The sequence below is a fragment of the Kribbella sp. NPDC000426 genome (assembly GCF_040300265.1).
GTDB lineage: Bacteria > Actinomycetota > Actinomycetes > Propionibacteriales > Kribbellaceae > Kribbella.
On sequence record NZ_JBEPDK010000002.1, the window covers coordinates 1,110,338 to 1,125,983 of the forward strand.

14 protein-coding genes are annotated in these 15,646 nt (G+C 68.0%); 3 read left to right on the forward strand and 11 right to left on the reverse strand.

Going from position 1 to position 15,646, the window contains the following annotated elements:
- Positions 1-2: 2 nt before the first annotated feature.
- The 5 genes from ABT313_RS12970 to ABT313_RS12990 are packed head-to-tail and all read right to left on the reverse strand — an operon-like array spanning position 3 to position 5,173.
- The gene (locus ABT313_RS12970; RefSeq protein ID WP_350851736.1) at positions 3-1,151 is read right to left on the reverse strand and encodes an ADP-ribosylglycohydrolase family protein; all 1,149 of its coding nucleotides are present in this window, start codon (positions 1,149-1,151) and stop codon (positions 3-5) included.
- Positions 1,148-2,431, reverse strand: coding sequence for an ABC transporter substrate-binding protein (locus tag ABT313_RS12975; RefSeq protein ID WP_350851738.1), 1,284 nt, complete (start codon positions 2,429-2,431; stop codon positions 1,148-1,150). Before ABT313_RS12975 ends, ABT313_RS12970 begins: the two co-directional genes overlap by 4 nt.
- Positions 2,432-2,439: 8 nt before the next feature.
- The gene (locus ABT313_RS12980; RefSeq protein WP_350851740.1) at positions 2,440-3,273 is read right to left on the reverse strand and encodes a carbohydrate ABC transporter permease; all 834 of its coding nucleotides are present in this window, start codon (positions 3,271-3,273) and stop codon (positions 2,440-2,442) included.
- A complete protein-coding gene (locus tag ABT313_RS12985) occupies positions 3,270-4,187 on the reverse strand; it encodes a carbohydrate ABC transporter permease (protein ID WP_350851742.1) in 918 nt (305 codons plus the stop codon). The genes ABT313_RS12980 and ABT313_RS12985 overlap by 4 nt, the downstream gene beginning before the upstream one ends.
- Positions 4,184-5,173, reverse strand: a complete 990-nt coding sequence (locus tag ABT313_RS12990) for a LacI family DNA-binding transcriptional regulator (RefSeq protein WP_350851744.1) — start codon at positions 5,171-5,173, stop codon at positions 4,184-4,186. Before ABT313_RS12990 ends, ABT313_RS12985 begins: the two co-directional genes overlap by 4 nt.
- Before the next feature lie 212 nt (positions 5,174-5,385).
- Here ABT313_RS12990 and ABT313_RS12995 point away from each other — a divergent pair, with 212 nt between their 5' ends.
- Complete coding sequence (locus tag ABT313_RS12995; RefSeq protein WP_350851746.1) at positions 5,386-5,928, forward strand: hypothetical protein; 543 nt, start codon at positions 5,386-5,388, stop codon at positions 5,926-5,928.
- The gene (locus tag ABT313_RS13000) at positions 5,858-7,744 is read left to right on the forward strand and encodes a UbiA prenyltransferase family protein (RefSeq protein WP_350851748.1); all 1,887 of its coding nucleotides are present in this window, start codon (positions 5,858-5,860) and stop codon (positions 7,742-7,744) included. Before ABT313_RS12995 ends, ABT313_RS13000 begins: the two co-directional genes overlap by 71 nt.
- 3 nt (positions 7,745-7,747) lie before the next feature.
- On the opposite strand, the gene ABT313_RS13005 is transcribed toward ABT313_RS13000, so the two are convergent.
- The 5 genes from ABT313_RS13005 to ABT313_RS13025 all read right to left on the reverse strand — a co-directional run bounded on the left by ABT313_RS13005 (position 7,748) and on the right by ABT313_RS13025 (position 11,389).
- Positions 7,748-8,698: a potassium channel family protein gene (locus ABT313_RS13005; RefSeq protein ID WP_371403377.1), complete on the reverse strand. Its 951-nt coding sequence runs from the start codon at positions 8,696-8,698 to the stop codon at positions 7,748-7,750.
- Positions 8,670-9,779: a GNAT family N-acetyltransferase gene (locus tag ABT313_RS13010; protein ID WP_350851752.1), complete on the reverse strand. Its 1,110-nt coding sequence runs from the start codon at positions 9,777-9,779 to the stop codon at positions 8,670-8,672. Before ABT313_RS13010 ends, ABT313_RS13005 begins: the two co-directional genes overlap by 29 nt.
- A gap of 82 nt (positions 9,780-9,861) precedes the next feature.
- The gene (locus tag ABT313_RS13015; protein WP_350851754.1) at positions 9,862-10,266 is read right to left on the reverse strand and encodes a hypothetical protein; all 405 of its coding nucleotides are present in this window, start codon (positions 10,264-10,266) and stop codon (positions 9,862-9,864) included.
- A 26-nt stretch (positions 10,267-10,292) separates the two neighbouring features.
- Positions 10,293-10,520 (reverse strand): hypothetical protein, encoded by a 228-nt coding sequence (locus ABT313_RS13020; RefSeq protein WP_350851756.1) that lies wholly within the window; start codon positions 10,518-10,520, stop codon positions 10,293-10,295.
- A gap of 53 nt (positions 10,521-10,573) precedes the next feature.
- On the reverse strand, positions 10,574-11,389 hold the full coding sequence (locus ABT313_RS13025) for a GNAT family N-acetyltransferase (protein ID WP_350851758.1): 816 nt from the start codon (positions 11,387-11,389) through the stop codon (positions 10,574-10,576).
- Positions 11,390-11,471: 82 nt separating this feature from the next.
- Here ABT313_RS13025 and ABT313_RS13030 point away from each other — a divergent pair, with 82 nt between their 5' ends.
- Positions 11,472-12,086 (forward strand): hypothetical protein, encoded by a 615-nt coding sequence (locus ABT313_RS13030; RefSeq protein ID WP_350852137.1) that lies wholly within the window; start codon positions 11,472-11,474, stop codon positions 12,084-12,086.
- Positions 12,087-12,261: 175 nt separating this feature from the next.
- On the opposite strand, the gene ABT313_RS13035 is transcribed toward ABT313_RS13030, so the two are convergent.
- A complete protein-coding gene (locus tag ABT313_RS13035; protein ID WP_350851760.1) occupies positions 12,262-15,573 on the reverse strand; it encodes a S8 family serine peptidase in 3,312 nt (1,103 codons plus the stop codon).
- Positions 15,574-15,646: the final 73 nt, after the last annotated feature.

Genomic DNA, 15,646 nt, shown 5'->3' on the forward strand with positions numbered 1-15,646 from the left:
ATTCAGACCAGCGCGTCCAAGGCGGCCGCCCGCCGGGCCCACCGCTCCGCGTCGGCCGTCCGGATGTCCTTCACCACCGACGCCATCACCCGGCCCGGCTGCTCCAGGTCCGTCTTGCTGGCCAGCGCGATCTCCGCCGCCCAGTCCGCGGGTACGCCGTCACGCCCGCTCAGCGCGCCTGTGATCGCACCGGCCATCGAAGCGATCGAGTCCGCGTCACGGCCGTAGTTGGTGCCGCCGAGGACGGCCCGGCGGACATCTCCCTCCGAGACGAGGACGAAGCCGAGCGCGACCGGAAGCTCCTCGATCGCCTTCGTGCGGCTCGGACGACGGGCGTCCATCGACAGCTCGCGGTAGTTCGGGCCGACCGTGTCGTACGGCTCGATCGCCTTGCGCAGCAGGGGAATCGCCTGCTCCCAGTCCGTGATGCCGTCGGCTGCTTCGACCACCGCCTCGACGGCCCTCCGAGTGCCGTCCTTGGCCAGGCCCAGCGCGGTCGCGACCGCGGACGCGGCGGTCGCGCCCGGGATCATCGCGGCGGCGACGGCGGCCGCGAACACACCGGCCGCCTCCCGCCCGTAACTCGACTGGTGTGCGCCGGCGACGTCCAGCGCCTCGGCGTACGCACCCTCCGGATCGCCGGCGTTGGCGATACCGACCGGCGCCATGTACATCGCCGCACCGCAGTTGACGATGTTGCCGACGCCGGCCTCACGCGGATCGACATGCCCGTAGTGCAGGCGCGCGACCAGCCACTTCTCGGCCAGGAACACCCGCTGCAGCAGCAACGCGTCCGCCTCGAGCTCGGGGACCCAGCGGGTCCCGTTGAGCATCTTCGGCACCAGCGACTCCGCGACCGCGTACGCGTCGAGGTGGGCGCGGCGTTCGTCGTACACCTCGACCAGCGCGTGCGTCATCAAGGTGTCGTCGGTGATGTGCCCGTCGCCCTTGTGGTACGGCGCGATCGGGCGCGCGGTGCGCCAGTCGTCGTACCACGGGCCGACGATGCCGGTCACCCAGCCGCCGTGCCGTTCCCGGATCGCCTCCGGGGTCCAGCCCTCGACGGCTCCACCGATCGCGTCACCGACCGCGGAACCGACGAGGGCGCCTACCGATTTCTCTTCCAGCCTGCTGGTCTTCTCCGGCGTCACTGGTTGACCTGACCCCATCCATCGCTCAGTTTCTTGCCCAGGGCAGCCAGATCGGTCTTGTTCGCCAGGTACTCCTGCAGCGCCGGCGTGGCGATCTGGTCCTTCCACTTCGGGTAGTTCTCGACGCTCTGGAACGGCGCCTTGGTCAGTTCGGCGCCGCTGGCAAGCGTCTGCTGCCAGCCGTCCTTACCGCCGGTGGTCTTGAGGATCGCGTCCCGCGCCGCCTGCGTGGTCGGGATCAGCCAGTCGCCCTGACCGACCGCGGCCAGGTTCTCGGCCTTCATGAAGTAGTCGATGAACTTCGCCGACTGCTCGATGTGCTTGCCCTCGGCCGGCACCGACAGGGTCTGCGGGTTCGCGGCCTGCTTGGTGCTGGTGCCCTTCAGCGGCGGCAGCACCTCCCACTGGAAGGTCTTCGGCGCCTCTTCGAGGATCTGCTGCGCGACATAGTTGCCGGCCACAATCATCCCGTACTTGCCGGCGTAGAATCCGGGCAGCACGTCGGACGCGCTCTGGGTCAACGAGGTCGGATCGATCGACTTGTCGTCGTAGGCCATCGCGTGGATCCGCTTCGGCACCTCGAGCTCGGCGTCGCCGATCGTTGCCTTGGCGTCCTTCCCGCTGCCGTCGAAGAACTTGCCGTCGAAGTTCATCCCGAGGTTCAGCACGGTCGCGGTCGGGCTCTTCAGACCCCAGCCGAGCCCGTACTTGCCGCCCGCCGTCAGCTTCTTCGCGTCGGCGGCCAGGTCGTCCCAGCTCAGCGAGTCACCGGTCGCGGTGATCCCGGCCTGCTTGAGCATCGCGGAGTTCGCGAGCACGACGTACGACTGCATCAGCGTCGGTGCGCCATAGATCTTGCCGTCGTTCGAGACCGTGTCCCAGACGCCCTGCGAGACCGCGTCCTTGGTGCCCTGACTCAGGTACGGCGAGAGGTCCGCGAGGTAGCCCTGGTTGATGAAGCCGGTGATGTCGGCGGACTCGTCGTGGATGATGTCCGGCGCGGTCCCGCCCTGGAACTGGGTGACGAGCTGGTCGTGCACGGAGTCCCAGCTGCCCTGGACGTACTCGACCTGGATGTTCGGGTTGGCGGCGTTCCAGTCGGCGACGATCTTCTTCGTCGCCGCGACCGTGGTCTTCTGGAAGGCGAGGCTCTGGAACTTGAGCGTCACCTTCTCGTCCGACGAACCCGAGCCGCCGGAGCCGTTGTCGCTGTTGCCCCCACAGGCGGCCAGCGACACCAGGGCGCCGGCCGCGAGCAACGCGGTCAATACCTTCTTCATTACCTCTCCTAACCTTTGACTGCGCCGCTCAGCAGGCCGGAGGTCAACCGGCGCTGCAGGAAGGCGAAGAACACGAGACTGGGAACTGTGGCCAGCACGGAGGCGGCGGCGAGCGGGCCGAACTGCACCTGGCCCTCGGCACCGACGAAGCGGGCGAGCACCAGCGGAAGGGTCTTGAGTTGCGGGTCCTGCAACAGGACCAGGGCGAAGAAGAACTCGTTCCACGCCGAGATGAAGGTGAACATCGCGGTCGCGATCAGGCCGGGGCGGAGCAGCGGCATCACGATCGAGACGATCGTCCGCACCCGGCTCGCGCCGTCGACCGAGGCCGCCTCCTCCAGCTCGCGCGGCACGGCAGCGACGTACCCCTGCAGCATCCACAGCGCGAACGGGAGCGACCAGACCATGTAGACGATCACCACGCCGGGGATCGTGTTCGTCAGGTGCAGCGGGCGCAGGATCATGAACAGCGGGATCACGATCAGGATCACCGGGAACACCTGGCTGACCAGGATCCAGCCGTTCGTCAGCGGACGCAGCCGGCTGCGGAAGCGGGCCAGCGCGTACGAGACCGGCAGCGCCACGATCAGCACCAGGATCGTGCTGTAGATCGAGATCTGCAGGCTGTTGCCGAGGCCGCGGACCAGACCTTGCTCGTTGAGCGCGTCGGTGTAGTTGGAGAAGTCGACGTGCTTCGGCAGGATCGACGGCGTGACGCTGGCGAACTCCCGCGGCGACTTGAGCGAGCTGGAGATCAGCCAGAGCAGCGGGAAGCCGAGGAAGACCAGGTACGCGAGGACCGCGACGTACTGCAGGACACGGGTTGCCGGACGGGTTCTCATGCTTCGCTCCGCAGGCGGTTCCGCAGGTAGAAGAACAGGAACAGGATGATGATGACGACCATCACGTCACCCATCGCGGCGGCCATCCCGAAGTTCCCGTACCGGAACGCCTCGTTGTAGGCGAACAGCATCGGCAGCATCGTCTTGCCGCCCGGGCCGCCGGCGGTCAGCACGTAGACCAGGCCGAACGAGTTGAAGTTCCAGATCATGTCGAGGCTGGTGATCGCGACGATGACCGTGCGCAGCTGCGGGAGCGTGATGTTCCAGAACTGGCTCCACGCACCGGCGCCGTCGACCGCGGCCGCCTCGTACAGGGTGCGGTCGATGCCTTGCAGGCCGGCCAGCAGGGTGACCGTGGTCATCGGCATGCCGACCCAGATACCGACCACGATCACGGCCGGCAGCGCCGTACTGAAGTTGCCGAGGAAGTTGATCGGGTGGTCGGTGAGGTGCAGGTTCTGCAGGATCTCGTTGACCGGGCCGTTGGTCGGGTGCAGCAGCAGGCGCCACATGATCGCGACGACCACCGGGGGCATCGCCCACGGGATCAGCGCGAGGGTGCGGGCGACGCCGCGGAACTTGATGTCGGTGTTGAGCAGCAGCGCGAGGCCGAGCGCGGCGACGAACTGCAGGATCGTGACCGACAGCGTCCAGATCACGCCGATCCGGAACGAGTCCCAGAACAGGTTGTTGTGCAACAGCTTGCTGAAGTTGTCGAAGCCGACGAAGTTCGTCTCGACGTGCAGGCCGGCGCGCGCGTCGGTGAAGCCGAGCGCGATACCGCGGATCAGCGGGTAGACGCTGAGGATCAGCACCGGCAGCAGGGCCGGCAGGAACAGCAAGATCGCTTCCCTGTTCTGCTTGGGCCTACCCGGCTTCTGCACCTGCGTCGGCGCAGTCAGGGTCGCCGTCACGGGGTGGACCTCCTGACACTCAACGACGGCTGTACGACGATCCGCCGCGGCGTCCGCTCGTTGTCCTCGATCCTTGCCAACAGCAACTCAGCCGCCCGCCGCCCCCGCTCGGCCGACCCCAGATTCACACTCGTCAACGTCGGCGAACACTGCTCGGCCAACTCGCTGTCGTCCATCCCCACCACCGCGACATCCGTTGGCACGTCCAACCCCACGGCAGCCAACTCGTGCATCAACCCCACGGCGAGCAGGTCGTTCGCACAAACCACCGCGTCGAACCCGTCGGAGGCGAGCAATGCAGGGGCAGCTGATCTGCCGGCGGCGAAGGTGAAGTCTGTTGCTTCGGCTACCGCGATTGGGTTGAGGTTGTGGGCTTTGAGGGCTTCGGTGAAGCCTTTGGAGCGGGCGGTGCCGGGGACTGTGTCGGCGGGGCCGTTGAGGAAGGCGATTCGGGTGCGACCGCGGGCTACCAGGTGTTCGACGGCGAGCAGCATGCCCTTGGGAGAGTTCGCGCGGACGGTGTCTACGCCGGCCTTGGCCGGGACGTTACCGGCGACGACCACCGGGACCTCGCACTCGCGGATCGACTTGACCAGGTCCTCGTCGACGCGGATCGGGCTGATCAGCAGGCCGTCGGCGTACCCACGCGCCATCCCCCGCACCAGCGCGACCTCGTCGACCACGTCCGGCCCGGTCGTCGTCACCACCAACCGGTAACCCGCGGCGGACACGACCTCCTCGACCGCGCGCATCATCGTCACGTAGACCGGGTTACCGACATCCGCGACCGCGAGCGTCAACTGGAACGTCCGCCCCACCTTCAGCGACCGGGCCCGCGCATCCGGCACGTACCCGAGCTCCTGAACCGCCCGCTGCACCCGCTCGACCATCTCCTCGGTGGCAGGCAACCCGTTCAGAACGCGCGACACCGACGCCACCGAGACCCCCGCCGCCCGAGCCACCCCGGCAATCGTCGGACGACTCACGCCGACCTCCTGTAATCGTTCTTGTAATCGTTTACAAGCCCGACAGTAGGACGCCGCCGCCCAGCGGTCAACCCGCCACGGGTGACGACTGACACACGCGACCCGATCGTGACCTCGGCAGAACCGTGATCGGCTCTGGCGGCGCCGGGCGATCGGCCCTACGCTGGTTCGTCCTGTCTCGCGGTCGGCTCGAGCAGTGGCGGGGGGCAACGATGCGTCAGAAGGCGGCGTACGCCCGGTGCACACCGGAGTCCGCCCTCGACGTGTGCCTCAGCTACCGTCCAGAGGTTCTTGTCCTGGACGCCGAGCCGCTGCTGATCGACTGGCAGGTCCCGGACGGCCACTGGCACGTCAGCCTGGCTGACCTGGTCAGCAGGGCGCGAGCCGGCGGCGTACGGACGTTGCTCGTGGTCACGAACTCGCGGCGCGCCTTCCCCGGTCTCGATCGAGCCCTGACCGGGAATCTCATCACGCGGGCCTGGAAACCGTGGACCAGCCGGCGACGTCTGAACCTCATGCACAACGGAGCTCCTGGCGTCGTCTGCGGTGACGTCGCCCTCACCGACGGACTGCTTGCCGTCCGGCTTGGATACACGTTCGTGCATCTCCAGGTCGCAGACAGACCGCTGTACCCCCGAGTCCAAGACCGCATCGGCCATTGGCTGACGAGAAGGGCATTCGCGCATGACTCCAGCCGCGCACCAGGGCGACCAGACGGCGATGATCGAGGACTACGTCGCGACGAGGGAGGATGAGCGTTCCTTCCAGGCCACCCAGGTCGGTCTCGCCTCGCTCGCGCTGACCACCCTCGGCGCCCTTGCCGGACTGATCGGTCGATACGTCCTGGGCGCGCCGAAGCCGGGGGACGGGATACCGGCGGGCCTGTTGGTGCTCACTCCGCTGGTGCCACTCGCGTTGTTCGCGATGTTTGCCCAGGCCGGCGCCCAAGCAACCTTGCGCACCCACTACATGCGCGACCTCGAGGAGCAACTCACCGAAGGTACGAGTGCGAGCCAGACTCCTTGGGTGCCCGGTGCTCCGACTCCGAGCCCATCGTTCATCCGGCTGTCCGGCGCGCTGGTTGGTTTGCGACACGGGCACCGCGTCTACCGACTGCTGACCGTTCTGCTCATCTCCATCGCGATGTCGGCCTTCATCGTCATCCTCATCCTGATCGGCACACATGTCCCCGGACCGTGGGCCGCTGCGATGACGGTCGGGTACGCGTCGGCGATCCTGACGCTGGGCTATCTGATGTGGACAGCAACCGCGCGTGGACAGGCGTTCTACAGCGCCGCTCACAAGCGGCTGGCGGCTCGGATCTCGGCGCAAGGCGGCGGGCCTGATCCGGCCGCCGAAGCTGCTGTGAACGACGAGAAGCGACTGCTCTCGTACCTCCTGCTTCCCCGGCCCGCTGACCTGGTCAAGAGCCTGTACTACTTCGCCGGCGTCATCCTCGCGGGGTTCCTGGGCGACATCCCGCACCGGGATTTCGCGCACTGGTCGTTGGTGGCGATCTGGGGATGGATCGTCCTCGAGTTGCTGGCCTATCAGGCCCGGTACCAGTGGAACGACATCCGCGGCCTCGCCCGTGACCGACTCCATCCGATGGCAAGCAAGCGGCGGCGCCTGCCCGACACGGAAGAGAGCCCGCAAGCGACGGCACTCTTCGCCGCCTGGCGAATCGCTGCTGCACTCGTGCTCGCTCTGGGCGCACCCGAAGGCAGTCGTACTGCGTTGCTGATCGGCATCGCGCTGATCTTCGCACTGGGGGCGGCGTACGAAACTGCTCGGCACCAGGATCTGTCGGTGCTCGTCATCATCTTGGTGGCAGTCGGCTACCCGTTGCGGTTCTGCCTCGGTCTGGCGGTCGCCGGCTACGACCGGAGCCTCAGCGGCCTGCTCGCCCCGGGCCTCGGTGTGCTGGCATTCGCGGCGCTGGGTTGGAGCACGGTCGGGCTGACCTGGACGCTGGAGGCCGACGAAACCAAGGATAAGAATCCTCCGACCGGTCACCACCGGCAACTGTGGAAGCAAGCGGACCTGCCTAAGGCGAAGCCGAACCCCTACCTACCACCACTCAAGGTCGGTTACCCCCTGTGGACCGTGCCCAACCTGGCCCAACTGGTGGCCTGCGCGTCTGTGGTGGCGATGGCGCACCTGGCAACGCCTGCGCAGTGGTCCGGCCGGAGCACAGCGCTCATGATCATCGCGACCGTTGCCATGACGGCCTTGATGCTGCTGGGGATCCGGGGCTGGTGGACGGTCGCGGCGTTCGCCGGATCGTTCGCGGTGATCACCGCCGCCGCGTTCCTGGACGCTCCGCATCCGAGTGCGCTGTGGGTGCCTGCCTTGTGGGCGGTGTTCGCCGGCTTCTACCTGAGTTTCCGGGCGAACACGTACACCGGTTTGACGTCGGTAGGCGAGACAATCGCCGCCGTCGCCTTCTTCACGAAGCACCTCGTCGGCGGCTGGATCGTCACCGGCAACCGGACCATCAGGAAGCAGAAGGGAAAGCTCGAGATGCTGAACGATCAGGGCACATGGGAAGAGTGGAAGCCCGAAGCCTGACGGCTACTCCTCGGTCTCGTCGGCGCCGGGGCGTTCGGCCCACGGCGTCTCCTTGGCCGGGCGGACGACGATCAGCTTGTCGCCCGCGGCGAGGACGGAGACGTTGGAGTCGTAGTAGCGGTGGACCTTGCCGTCGCGGACCACCGAGACGACGCGGTCGGGGACGGCGGACGGGGGTTTGCCGACCTCGCGGCCGAGGACGGGGCGTTCGGCGACCTCGAGGCCTTCGCCGTAGGTGAGCAGGTCCTCCATCACCTCGCCGAGGTTCGGGCTGACCGAGGTCAGGCCCAGCAGCCGGCCGACGGCCTCCGACGAGGTGACGACGGCGTCCGCGCCGCTCTGCCGGAGCAGGGGGACGTTGTCCTCCTCGCGGACCGCGACGACGACGTGTGCGTTCGGGTTCAGCTGCCGCACCGCCAGCGTGACCAGGACGGCCGAGTCGTCCCGGTCGGTCGTCACGATCACCTCGCGCGCGGTCATCACCTCGGCGCGGCGCAGGACGGTCCGGTTGGTCGCGTCGCCGTGGAAGGCGGCCATCTGGTCGTTGCCCGCGTCACCGATCGCCTGCGCCCGCGGGTCGATCACGACGATGTTGTCGCGTTTGACCCCGTTGCTGATCAGCGTCTGTACGGCGGAGCGGCCCTTGGTGCCGTAGCCGACGACGATGGTGTGGTCCTTCATCCGTTTCCTCCAGCGCGTGTCGCGCATGATCCGGCGACCCTCGTTGGCCAGCACTTCCAGTGTCGTACCGACCAGAACCACCAGGAACGCGATCCGCAGCGGAGTCACGATGAAGGCGTTCACCAGCCGGGCAGTGGGCGTCACCGGTGTGATGTCGCCGTACCCGGTCGTGGTGAGCGTGACGGTTGCGTAGTAGATGCTGTCGATCAGCCCGACTTTGCCGTCGTAGCTGTCCCGGTACCCGTCACGGTCGACCACCACGATCAGCACCATCACGGTCAGCAGCCCCAGCGCGATCAGAATCCGGCTGAAGAGCTGAAAGAGCGGCGAGCGCGTGCTCGCGGGCAGGTTGACCAGCAGACCGTGGGGGTTCCGACCGGTGGGAAGGGGTGGCACGCGTATGACGATATTGCACCGCGGGCCGATCCACCGCATGCGACAGGCTCCGGTCGGACAGAGCGACACTGACCATCAGACTGTCGCCGTCCCGGATCACCCGCGACCGCATCCGCAACCGCTCGAGGGTCCGCAGCATCGCGTGGTTCTCCGGCTGCACCATGCAGACGACCCGGTCGGTTCCGAGCGTCCGCGCCTCCTCCACCACCTGGCGCAGCAGGCGGAGCCCGAGCCCCTGTCCCTGCCAGCCGTCCTCGACCAGTACGGCGACCTCCATCGTCGTACTGCCCAGCTCCTCCCACGGCGCCGCCGTCGCCATCCCGATCACGGCGCCGTCCACGTCCGCGACCACCGATACGCCACCGGCCGGTGCGGACAGGTGCCGCGCAGTACGGCCGGTCAGCTTCGGCATCGGCACGTGGTACCGCCGGGTGCGGCTCTCGTACGAGCACCGCTCATGCATCGCGACTACAGCGTCGGCGTCCTCGACGGTCGCCGTCCGCAGCACAGGTACGCCGCTGCCGGGCCGGGGCCCCTCCACGACGTCGAACCGCTCCGCGAGCCGTCCCGCGATCTCCACGAGTACGTCGGCCCGCGCCCACTCCGCCGGCGTGTACTCGTCGAAGCCCTGCAGGTTGCCCAGCTCCTCGTCGACGGACACCGGGTCGTCGAGCAACCGCAGTACCGCGCGCAGGTAGCGCGTCGGCGCGTCACTCAGTACGTCGGCCTGGCAAGGGCGCACCGTCGTACCGACGCAACCGGCCTCGGCCACGAGCGCGGCCAGGTCGTCGGCGCTCCAGCCGACACCGGTGGAGACCACCAGCTCGTCGACGGCGCCGGTCTCGGCGGTGAAGACCTCGAGGCTGAGGATGTTGATGTCGTCCGCACCACACCGTGCAGCGAGTTCGGCCAATGCACCGGGCCGGTCGGCTAGTTCGGTCCTGATCTTCCAGAGCATGCGGACGCCCTCCCTCGTGGAAACGTGCTTCCACTCTGCGTCCGGCCTGTTGCCCCGCCGGGTCCGGGATGTTACGCCCGCGTCAACGTTTGCGGCGTACGTTCGGCAGGTGCGGCAGGTGCGGTCTCGGCTTCCGCGCCGCGAGTACGACGGCCGGCTCGCGCTTGTCCAGGTCCGCGTGCCGCAGCAGCTCCGGGTACGTCGCCTGCGGCACCGGCGGGTACGTCGTGACGATCGCGTCCCCGGAGAACACGAAGAAGATCGCCTGACCGTCCTTGATCACCTTCAGCAAGGATCCGTCGCGCACAGTGAGAGCATGCTCGACCGCCTTCCGGCGCGCGGACCGCTTCGCCCACGCGGCCTGGACCGCCTGCTGCGCAGGCTCACGCCCGTGCCGCACCGCCTCGACGATCAACGGCCCGTACCGCACGCCGTACTTGACGACGTTCTTGGCCAGCTTGCCACTCGGTTTCCCCGCACCCGCCATGGGTCGAGGGTACTGACCTCACACGGTCAAAGCGTGTGCAGTTTGTCGAACGGCGCCATGACCCGCAGCAGCCGGCCGCCCCCGAGGTCGACCACCACGGCGTGAGTGCCCTCGACCGTGCTGATCCGGCCGATACCTTCCCTGTCGTGGGAGACCCGATCACCAGCCTTGAAGGTCTTGACCGGGGCAGCGGTCCGGGGGGTGAAAGGACTCGTGGACAGGTGACGACGCGTCGTCGCGCGGGAGGTCTCCATCAGAGGATCAGTATGCGCCCAACGACGCCGACTCGCCCATTCCGCGCCAGAACTTAACGATCAGCGGATGACGGCTTCCAGATGTACGGCACGGTGACCGAAACCGGTCGCAGGCCCAGTCGGGCCAGGATGCCGCGGCTGTCCGGCGACGCGTCCACCTGCAGGTACCGGAACCCGCGCTCGGCCGCGAGGTTCCGCCGGTAGGCGACGTGAGCCCGGTAGATGCCGCGCCCGCGCCACTCGGCCAGCGTCGAGCCGCCCCAGAGCGAGGCGAACTCGGTGCCGGTGTGGAACCGGATCCACGAGGCGCACACCATCTTGGCGTCGTCCTCGTCGGTCTCCGCGACGAGCACCGTCGCGGGTTCGTCGGCGGCGATCGCTCGGCTCAGCGCGTCCGGCAGCCAGGCGTGCGAGTACCCCCAGACCTCTTCCTCCATCGCCTGCATCCGCTCCAGGTCCGCGCGCGACGTGACCTCACGCAACCGGATGCCTTCGGGAAGGACGACGTCACTGGACAGCTCCGCCACGTCACCGAGGAGGAGGCACTCCTCTTCGTCCGGCACGAGGCCGGCGTCGGTCAGCCGCTCGGGCAGATCCGCCGGCAGATCGTGCGAGTAGTACTTCCACTCGAACTTCGCGCCGAGCTTCCGGAAGTACTCGACCTGGTCCGCGATCAGCTGATCGAGCTCAGCGCCATCGACGCCGCCCAGGTACTGCACGAAGCCGTCGCCCTCGAAGCCGACCTTGCGGATCAACGGTCCGACGAGATCGACCGTGCCGCCGTTGGCACTGCCCGGGCGGGAACGGATCTGGCCGTCGTACGCGGCCCGGAGCGCCTGCGCCTGCGGTGAGTTGTCCAGAGGAATCACGCACTCAGTAGACCAGCCCTCGCAAGCGCATTTCGAGCCATCGGGTCGCGTCGGCATGCGGACGTTCGCCGCGTCAGGCACCATGGACGCCGTGACCACCCCCAACCCGCGCCGTCCGATCCTGCCCGGCAACAAGTTGTTCGAGTCGCTGCCCGGGGCCTCGGACCCGGCGACCGTGACCGAGGCCGCGCACCGGACGGCCGAGCTGCTGGTCCGCGGCGTACGGAAGTCCGAGGACGCCGAGGTGCATGCCCGGGTGGTCAAGCTGGCCGACGAGTACGGTCTCGACGAGCTGGCCGAGCTGTGGTCCGACTCCCCCGCCGACTCGTTGCCGGGTGCGCTGTGGCGGCTCTACGTACTGCGGTCCTGGGTGCACTCGAACGCTGACGAGGTGTCCCGCGAGTTCGCCACCGGCCGCAAGTACGCCGAGGTGCACGCCGTCGTCGCGGGCGTCGCCGAGCCGCCCGGCCCGACCGAGGTCCGCGACATGGTCGACGCCGTACTGCGTGGTGTCGCGACCGGCGATTTCGCGACTACCTTGGACCGCGCGGCCGCGTTCGCGCGGATCGTCGCGACCGGGCGGGCGCACCTCGCCGACGACGGCCACGACCGGGTGCTGTCCGCGTCGAAACTGGTCGAGACCGCAGATCAGCTGCAGACCGCGGCCCGCGCCGAACGCGCCGGACATCTGTGGTAGTTGCGTCCGGCGCGTTCGGATGTTATACGGTCTCGCGGCCCGAGATCCCAACAGGACAAGGGGTTTGGGCACCGGTTACACTGTTCGAGGTGTCGGGCCGGTGCAAGCCCCGGGTCCCAAATTAAGCCGCTACGAGCGGCCACGCGCCGTGAGGCGCTTCCCGGTCCGGCACCCTCTAACTCACTCCGTAGAAGCGGTTGAGCGTCTGCGTCACCGACTTGCCGTGGCTGTCGGTCAGCTCGACCTTGAGCGTGACGAACGAGGTCGCCTTCCGGTTGTCGACCAGCGCGATCGCCTTCGTGCCGAGGTTCACGGTCGGCACCGTCGTCCAGGTCGCCCCGTCGTCGTACGAGGCAGTAACCCGGGCCGTCGTGAACCGGCCGGCGGTGTACCACTGACCGGACTCCGCGCTGATCGTGACCGGGAACGCCGGCACCCGCGGTGCGCGGTCGTGCAGGTCGACGGGCAGGTCGTAGTCGGGGAACAGCAGCGGCAGCGGCTTACCCGCGTCCGCCGACGAACTGCGCCACTTCCACCGCGTCTCGACCGTTGCCGGCGATTCCCACTTGTAGTCGCCCCGCTGCCAGCGGATCAGGTCGTACTTCAGCTCGAGATCGGTCGCCGCGGCCGGCACGTCCCACACGCCTTGGCCGTAGTACCCGTACTCCCCCAGCGAGACGCCGTTCGCAAACAGCTCGGTTCCGCCGAGGTCGAGGAAACCCTGCGACGAGAAGTGACCCGGTTGCGTGTCCGCCCAACTCGCGAAGTTGCTCCAGATCGTGTTGCCGTCACGTGCGGCCGGTGCGTACTTCTGACCGGTCGTCTGATCGGTCACCAGCCCTGGTCGCAGCCCGGCCTTGTACCAGCTCTCGCTGTGCCGGCTCCCCGCCCTGTACGCCGTCGCCGTCGACGTCATCAGCGTTGCGAACGGCCACGCCATCGCGTCCGAATGCCCGACCATCTGCGACACCTTGGTGTCCTTGTCGGCGGTCACCAGGTGCTGCACGCGCGTCGGCGCGGCGACCGATCCGCGGTCGCCGGTCGGGATCAGGTTGATGCTCCACGGCCGCCACACGTCGACGTACTCGGAGTAGGTGTAGTCCTTGCCAGGCGTGTAGTACGTCGCGTCGATCGTCGCCAGGTCGCGGTCGCGGATCCGGTGCGTCGGCCTGCCCTTCACCTGCTGCTCGTGCGTGAACGCCAGGCTGTAGAGGTACGGCGACTTCGCGCCGGCCGGTGACGCGTACTGCCAGCCTTCGACCACCTCGAACGTCCCGCGGCGGGCCTTCGGCGTCGTACCGAGGTAGATCGACTTCACCGTGGTGCCGTAGCTCCGGCTGGAGGACAGGACCCAGTTGTCGATGACCCGCCCGTACGTCAGGCTGCCGCCCTTGCGTTGCGTCGGTCTGTCGGTCGTCACGGTCGCCTCGGCCGCGGTGCGGGCGTCGTACGTGATCGTGGTGTTCTTCGTCAGGGTGATCTCGGGATCGCCGAGGAACGCGTAGGAGTCGACGAACCCGTCGGTGCCGTCGTGCGCGATCGTCGCGGCCAGCGAGTAGGTGCCGGCGCGCAGGTGGAGCGTCTGGTCGGTGCCGTCGAATCCGACTCGCTGCGCGGCGATGCTGTCGAGGTCGAAGACGTCGAGCGCGGAGATCGACGTGGCCGGCTTGCCGTGGCGGTCGACCAGCTTGAACGTGACATCGACGTACTGCGGTTCGAGGTAGAAGCCGAGCGGCGTGACCACGGTCGCGCCGCTGTTGCTCTTGGCAACCACGCGGGTGCTGATCGCGCCGTACAGTCCGTAGTCCAGGGCTGCCGACGGGTCGACGGTGACGGGCAGATCGGCGGTGCCGCCGGCCGGGACGGTCACCGACTTGCCGAAGGTGATCAGGGACGACGGCAACGGTTTCCCGTTGTTGCCCCGGGCATCGGCCGTGACGGTCAGCGTGACTGGTTCGGTTCCGTCGTTGTGGTATGTGAGCTGCTTGGTGACCTTCTGGCCGGAGGTGTGCGGCCACGCGAACGTGCCGAGGTCGGTGGTGGCCGGGCCAGTGACCTGCTGCGTCACGGCCTGTGCGACGTCGAGCTCACCGGCGCCCTGCTCGTAGATGCCGACCTTGCTCTCCGCGCGCACCGAGTTCTGCAGGACCGCCTTCAGTTGCTGACCGGCCCAGGTCGGGTGCTCCTGCTTGAGGATCGCCGCCGCGCCGGCGACATGCGGCGTGGCCATCGACGTACCGCTCATGTCGACGTACGCCGAGTCGCCGCGGCCGCCTGCCCGCGCGGCCGTGATGTCCACGCCGGGCGCTGCGATGTCGGGCTTGACGGCGTGGTTCGCGAGGACCGGGCCGCGGCTGGAGAAGTATGCGGTGGTCTGCGTCAGGTCGGTGGCTGCCACGGTCATCGCCGAAGCGGCGCAGCCCGGGCTGGTGATCGCCTCGGCCGGTCCGCCAAGGTTGCCTGCAGCAACGACGAACAGGACGCCGGACTCGGCGCTGATCCGGTCGACGGCGGCTGCCATCGGGTCGGTGCAGTCGACGGGCTCCGACGTACCGATGCTCATGCTGATCACGTCGGCGCCTTCGGCAACGGCCCATTCCATGCCGGCGATGATCCAGGAGAGGTCGCCGCTGCCGTAGTCGTTCAGGACCTTGCCGGACAGCAGTTGTGCGCCCGGAGCGACGCCCTTGTTGCGGCCGTTGGATGCGACACCGCGACCGGCGACCGTGGAGGACGTGTGGGTGCCGTGGCCGTCGTGGTCGGCCACATCCGGGCTGTCGGTGAAGTTCTTCTGCTCCTTGACCGCCCCGACCAGGTCAGGGTGTTCCGCGTCGACACCTGAGTCCAGTACGGCGACCGTCGTACCGGTCCCGTCGTATCCGGCGGCCCAGGCTTGCGGGGCTCCGACGTACGGGACGCTCTGGTCGAGGGTCTTGTGCACCTTCATGTCGAGCCAGAGCTTCTGGACGTCCCGGCCGGTCGACAGAGCCTTCCAGGTGTCGTTCGCACGGGTCTTGTCGGTCTTGTACGCCGCAGCACTCACGGACGGCAGCATCCGGGTGCGGGTGGAGCCGGCGGGCACGGCCTGCTGTGCAGCGCGGGCGGTCGGCTTGTAGGTCGCTATGACGGGGATCTGGTCGGTGGACGAGTCGTCGTACCCCTGCCGGATCAGACCGCTCACGTTGAACAGCGCCTGATCCACCCTGCCGCTGTTGACGAGACGAGCTGCACTGTCGGGTACGACGTACAGGTCCTTACCGACGGTCCGTGTCTCGTAGCCGGTGTCGGCGGATGCGGGGAAGAAGCGGACGTTACTGCGGCCTGAGCCGGCCGGGGACACCTGCACCTTGTCACCGGTGATGAGGGTGACGGACTTGGTGCCGTCGACCTGCACTGGCAAGGAGGGCTTTGGCGGCGCCGCGGCTGCGGGTGTGACTGTGAGGGCAATAAGGGCGGAGAGAGCCACGCCTAGGGAGGCTTTGCGCATGGGGACGAGTTCATCGCAAAACCGCCAGCGAAGGATGGGCAGCTGGTGGCAAGATTGCGACAATGCGGTTACC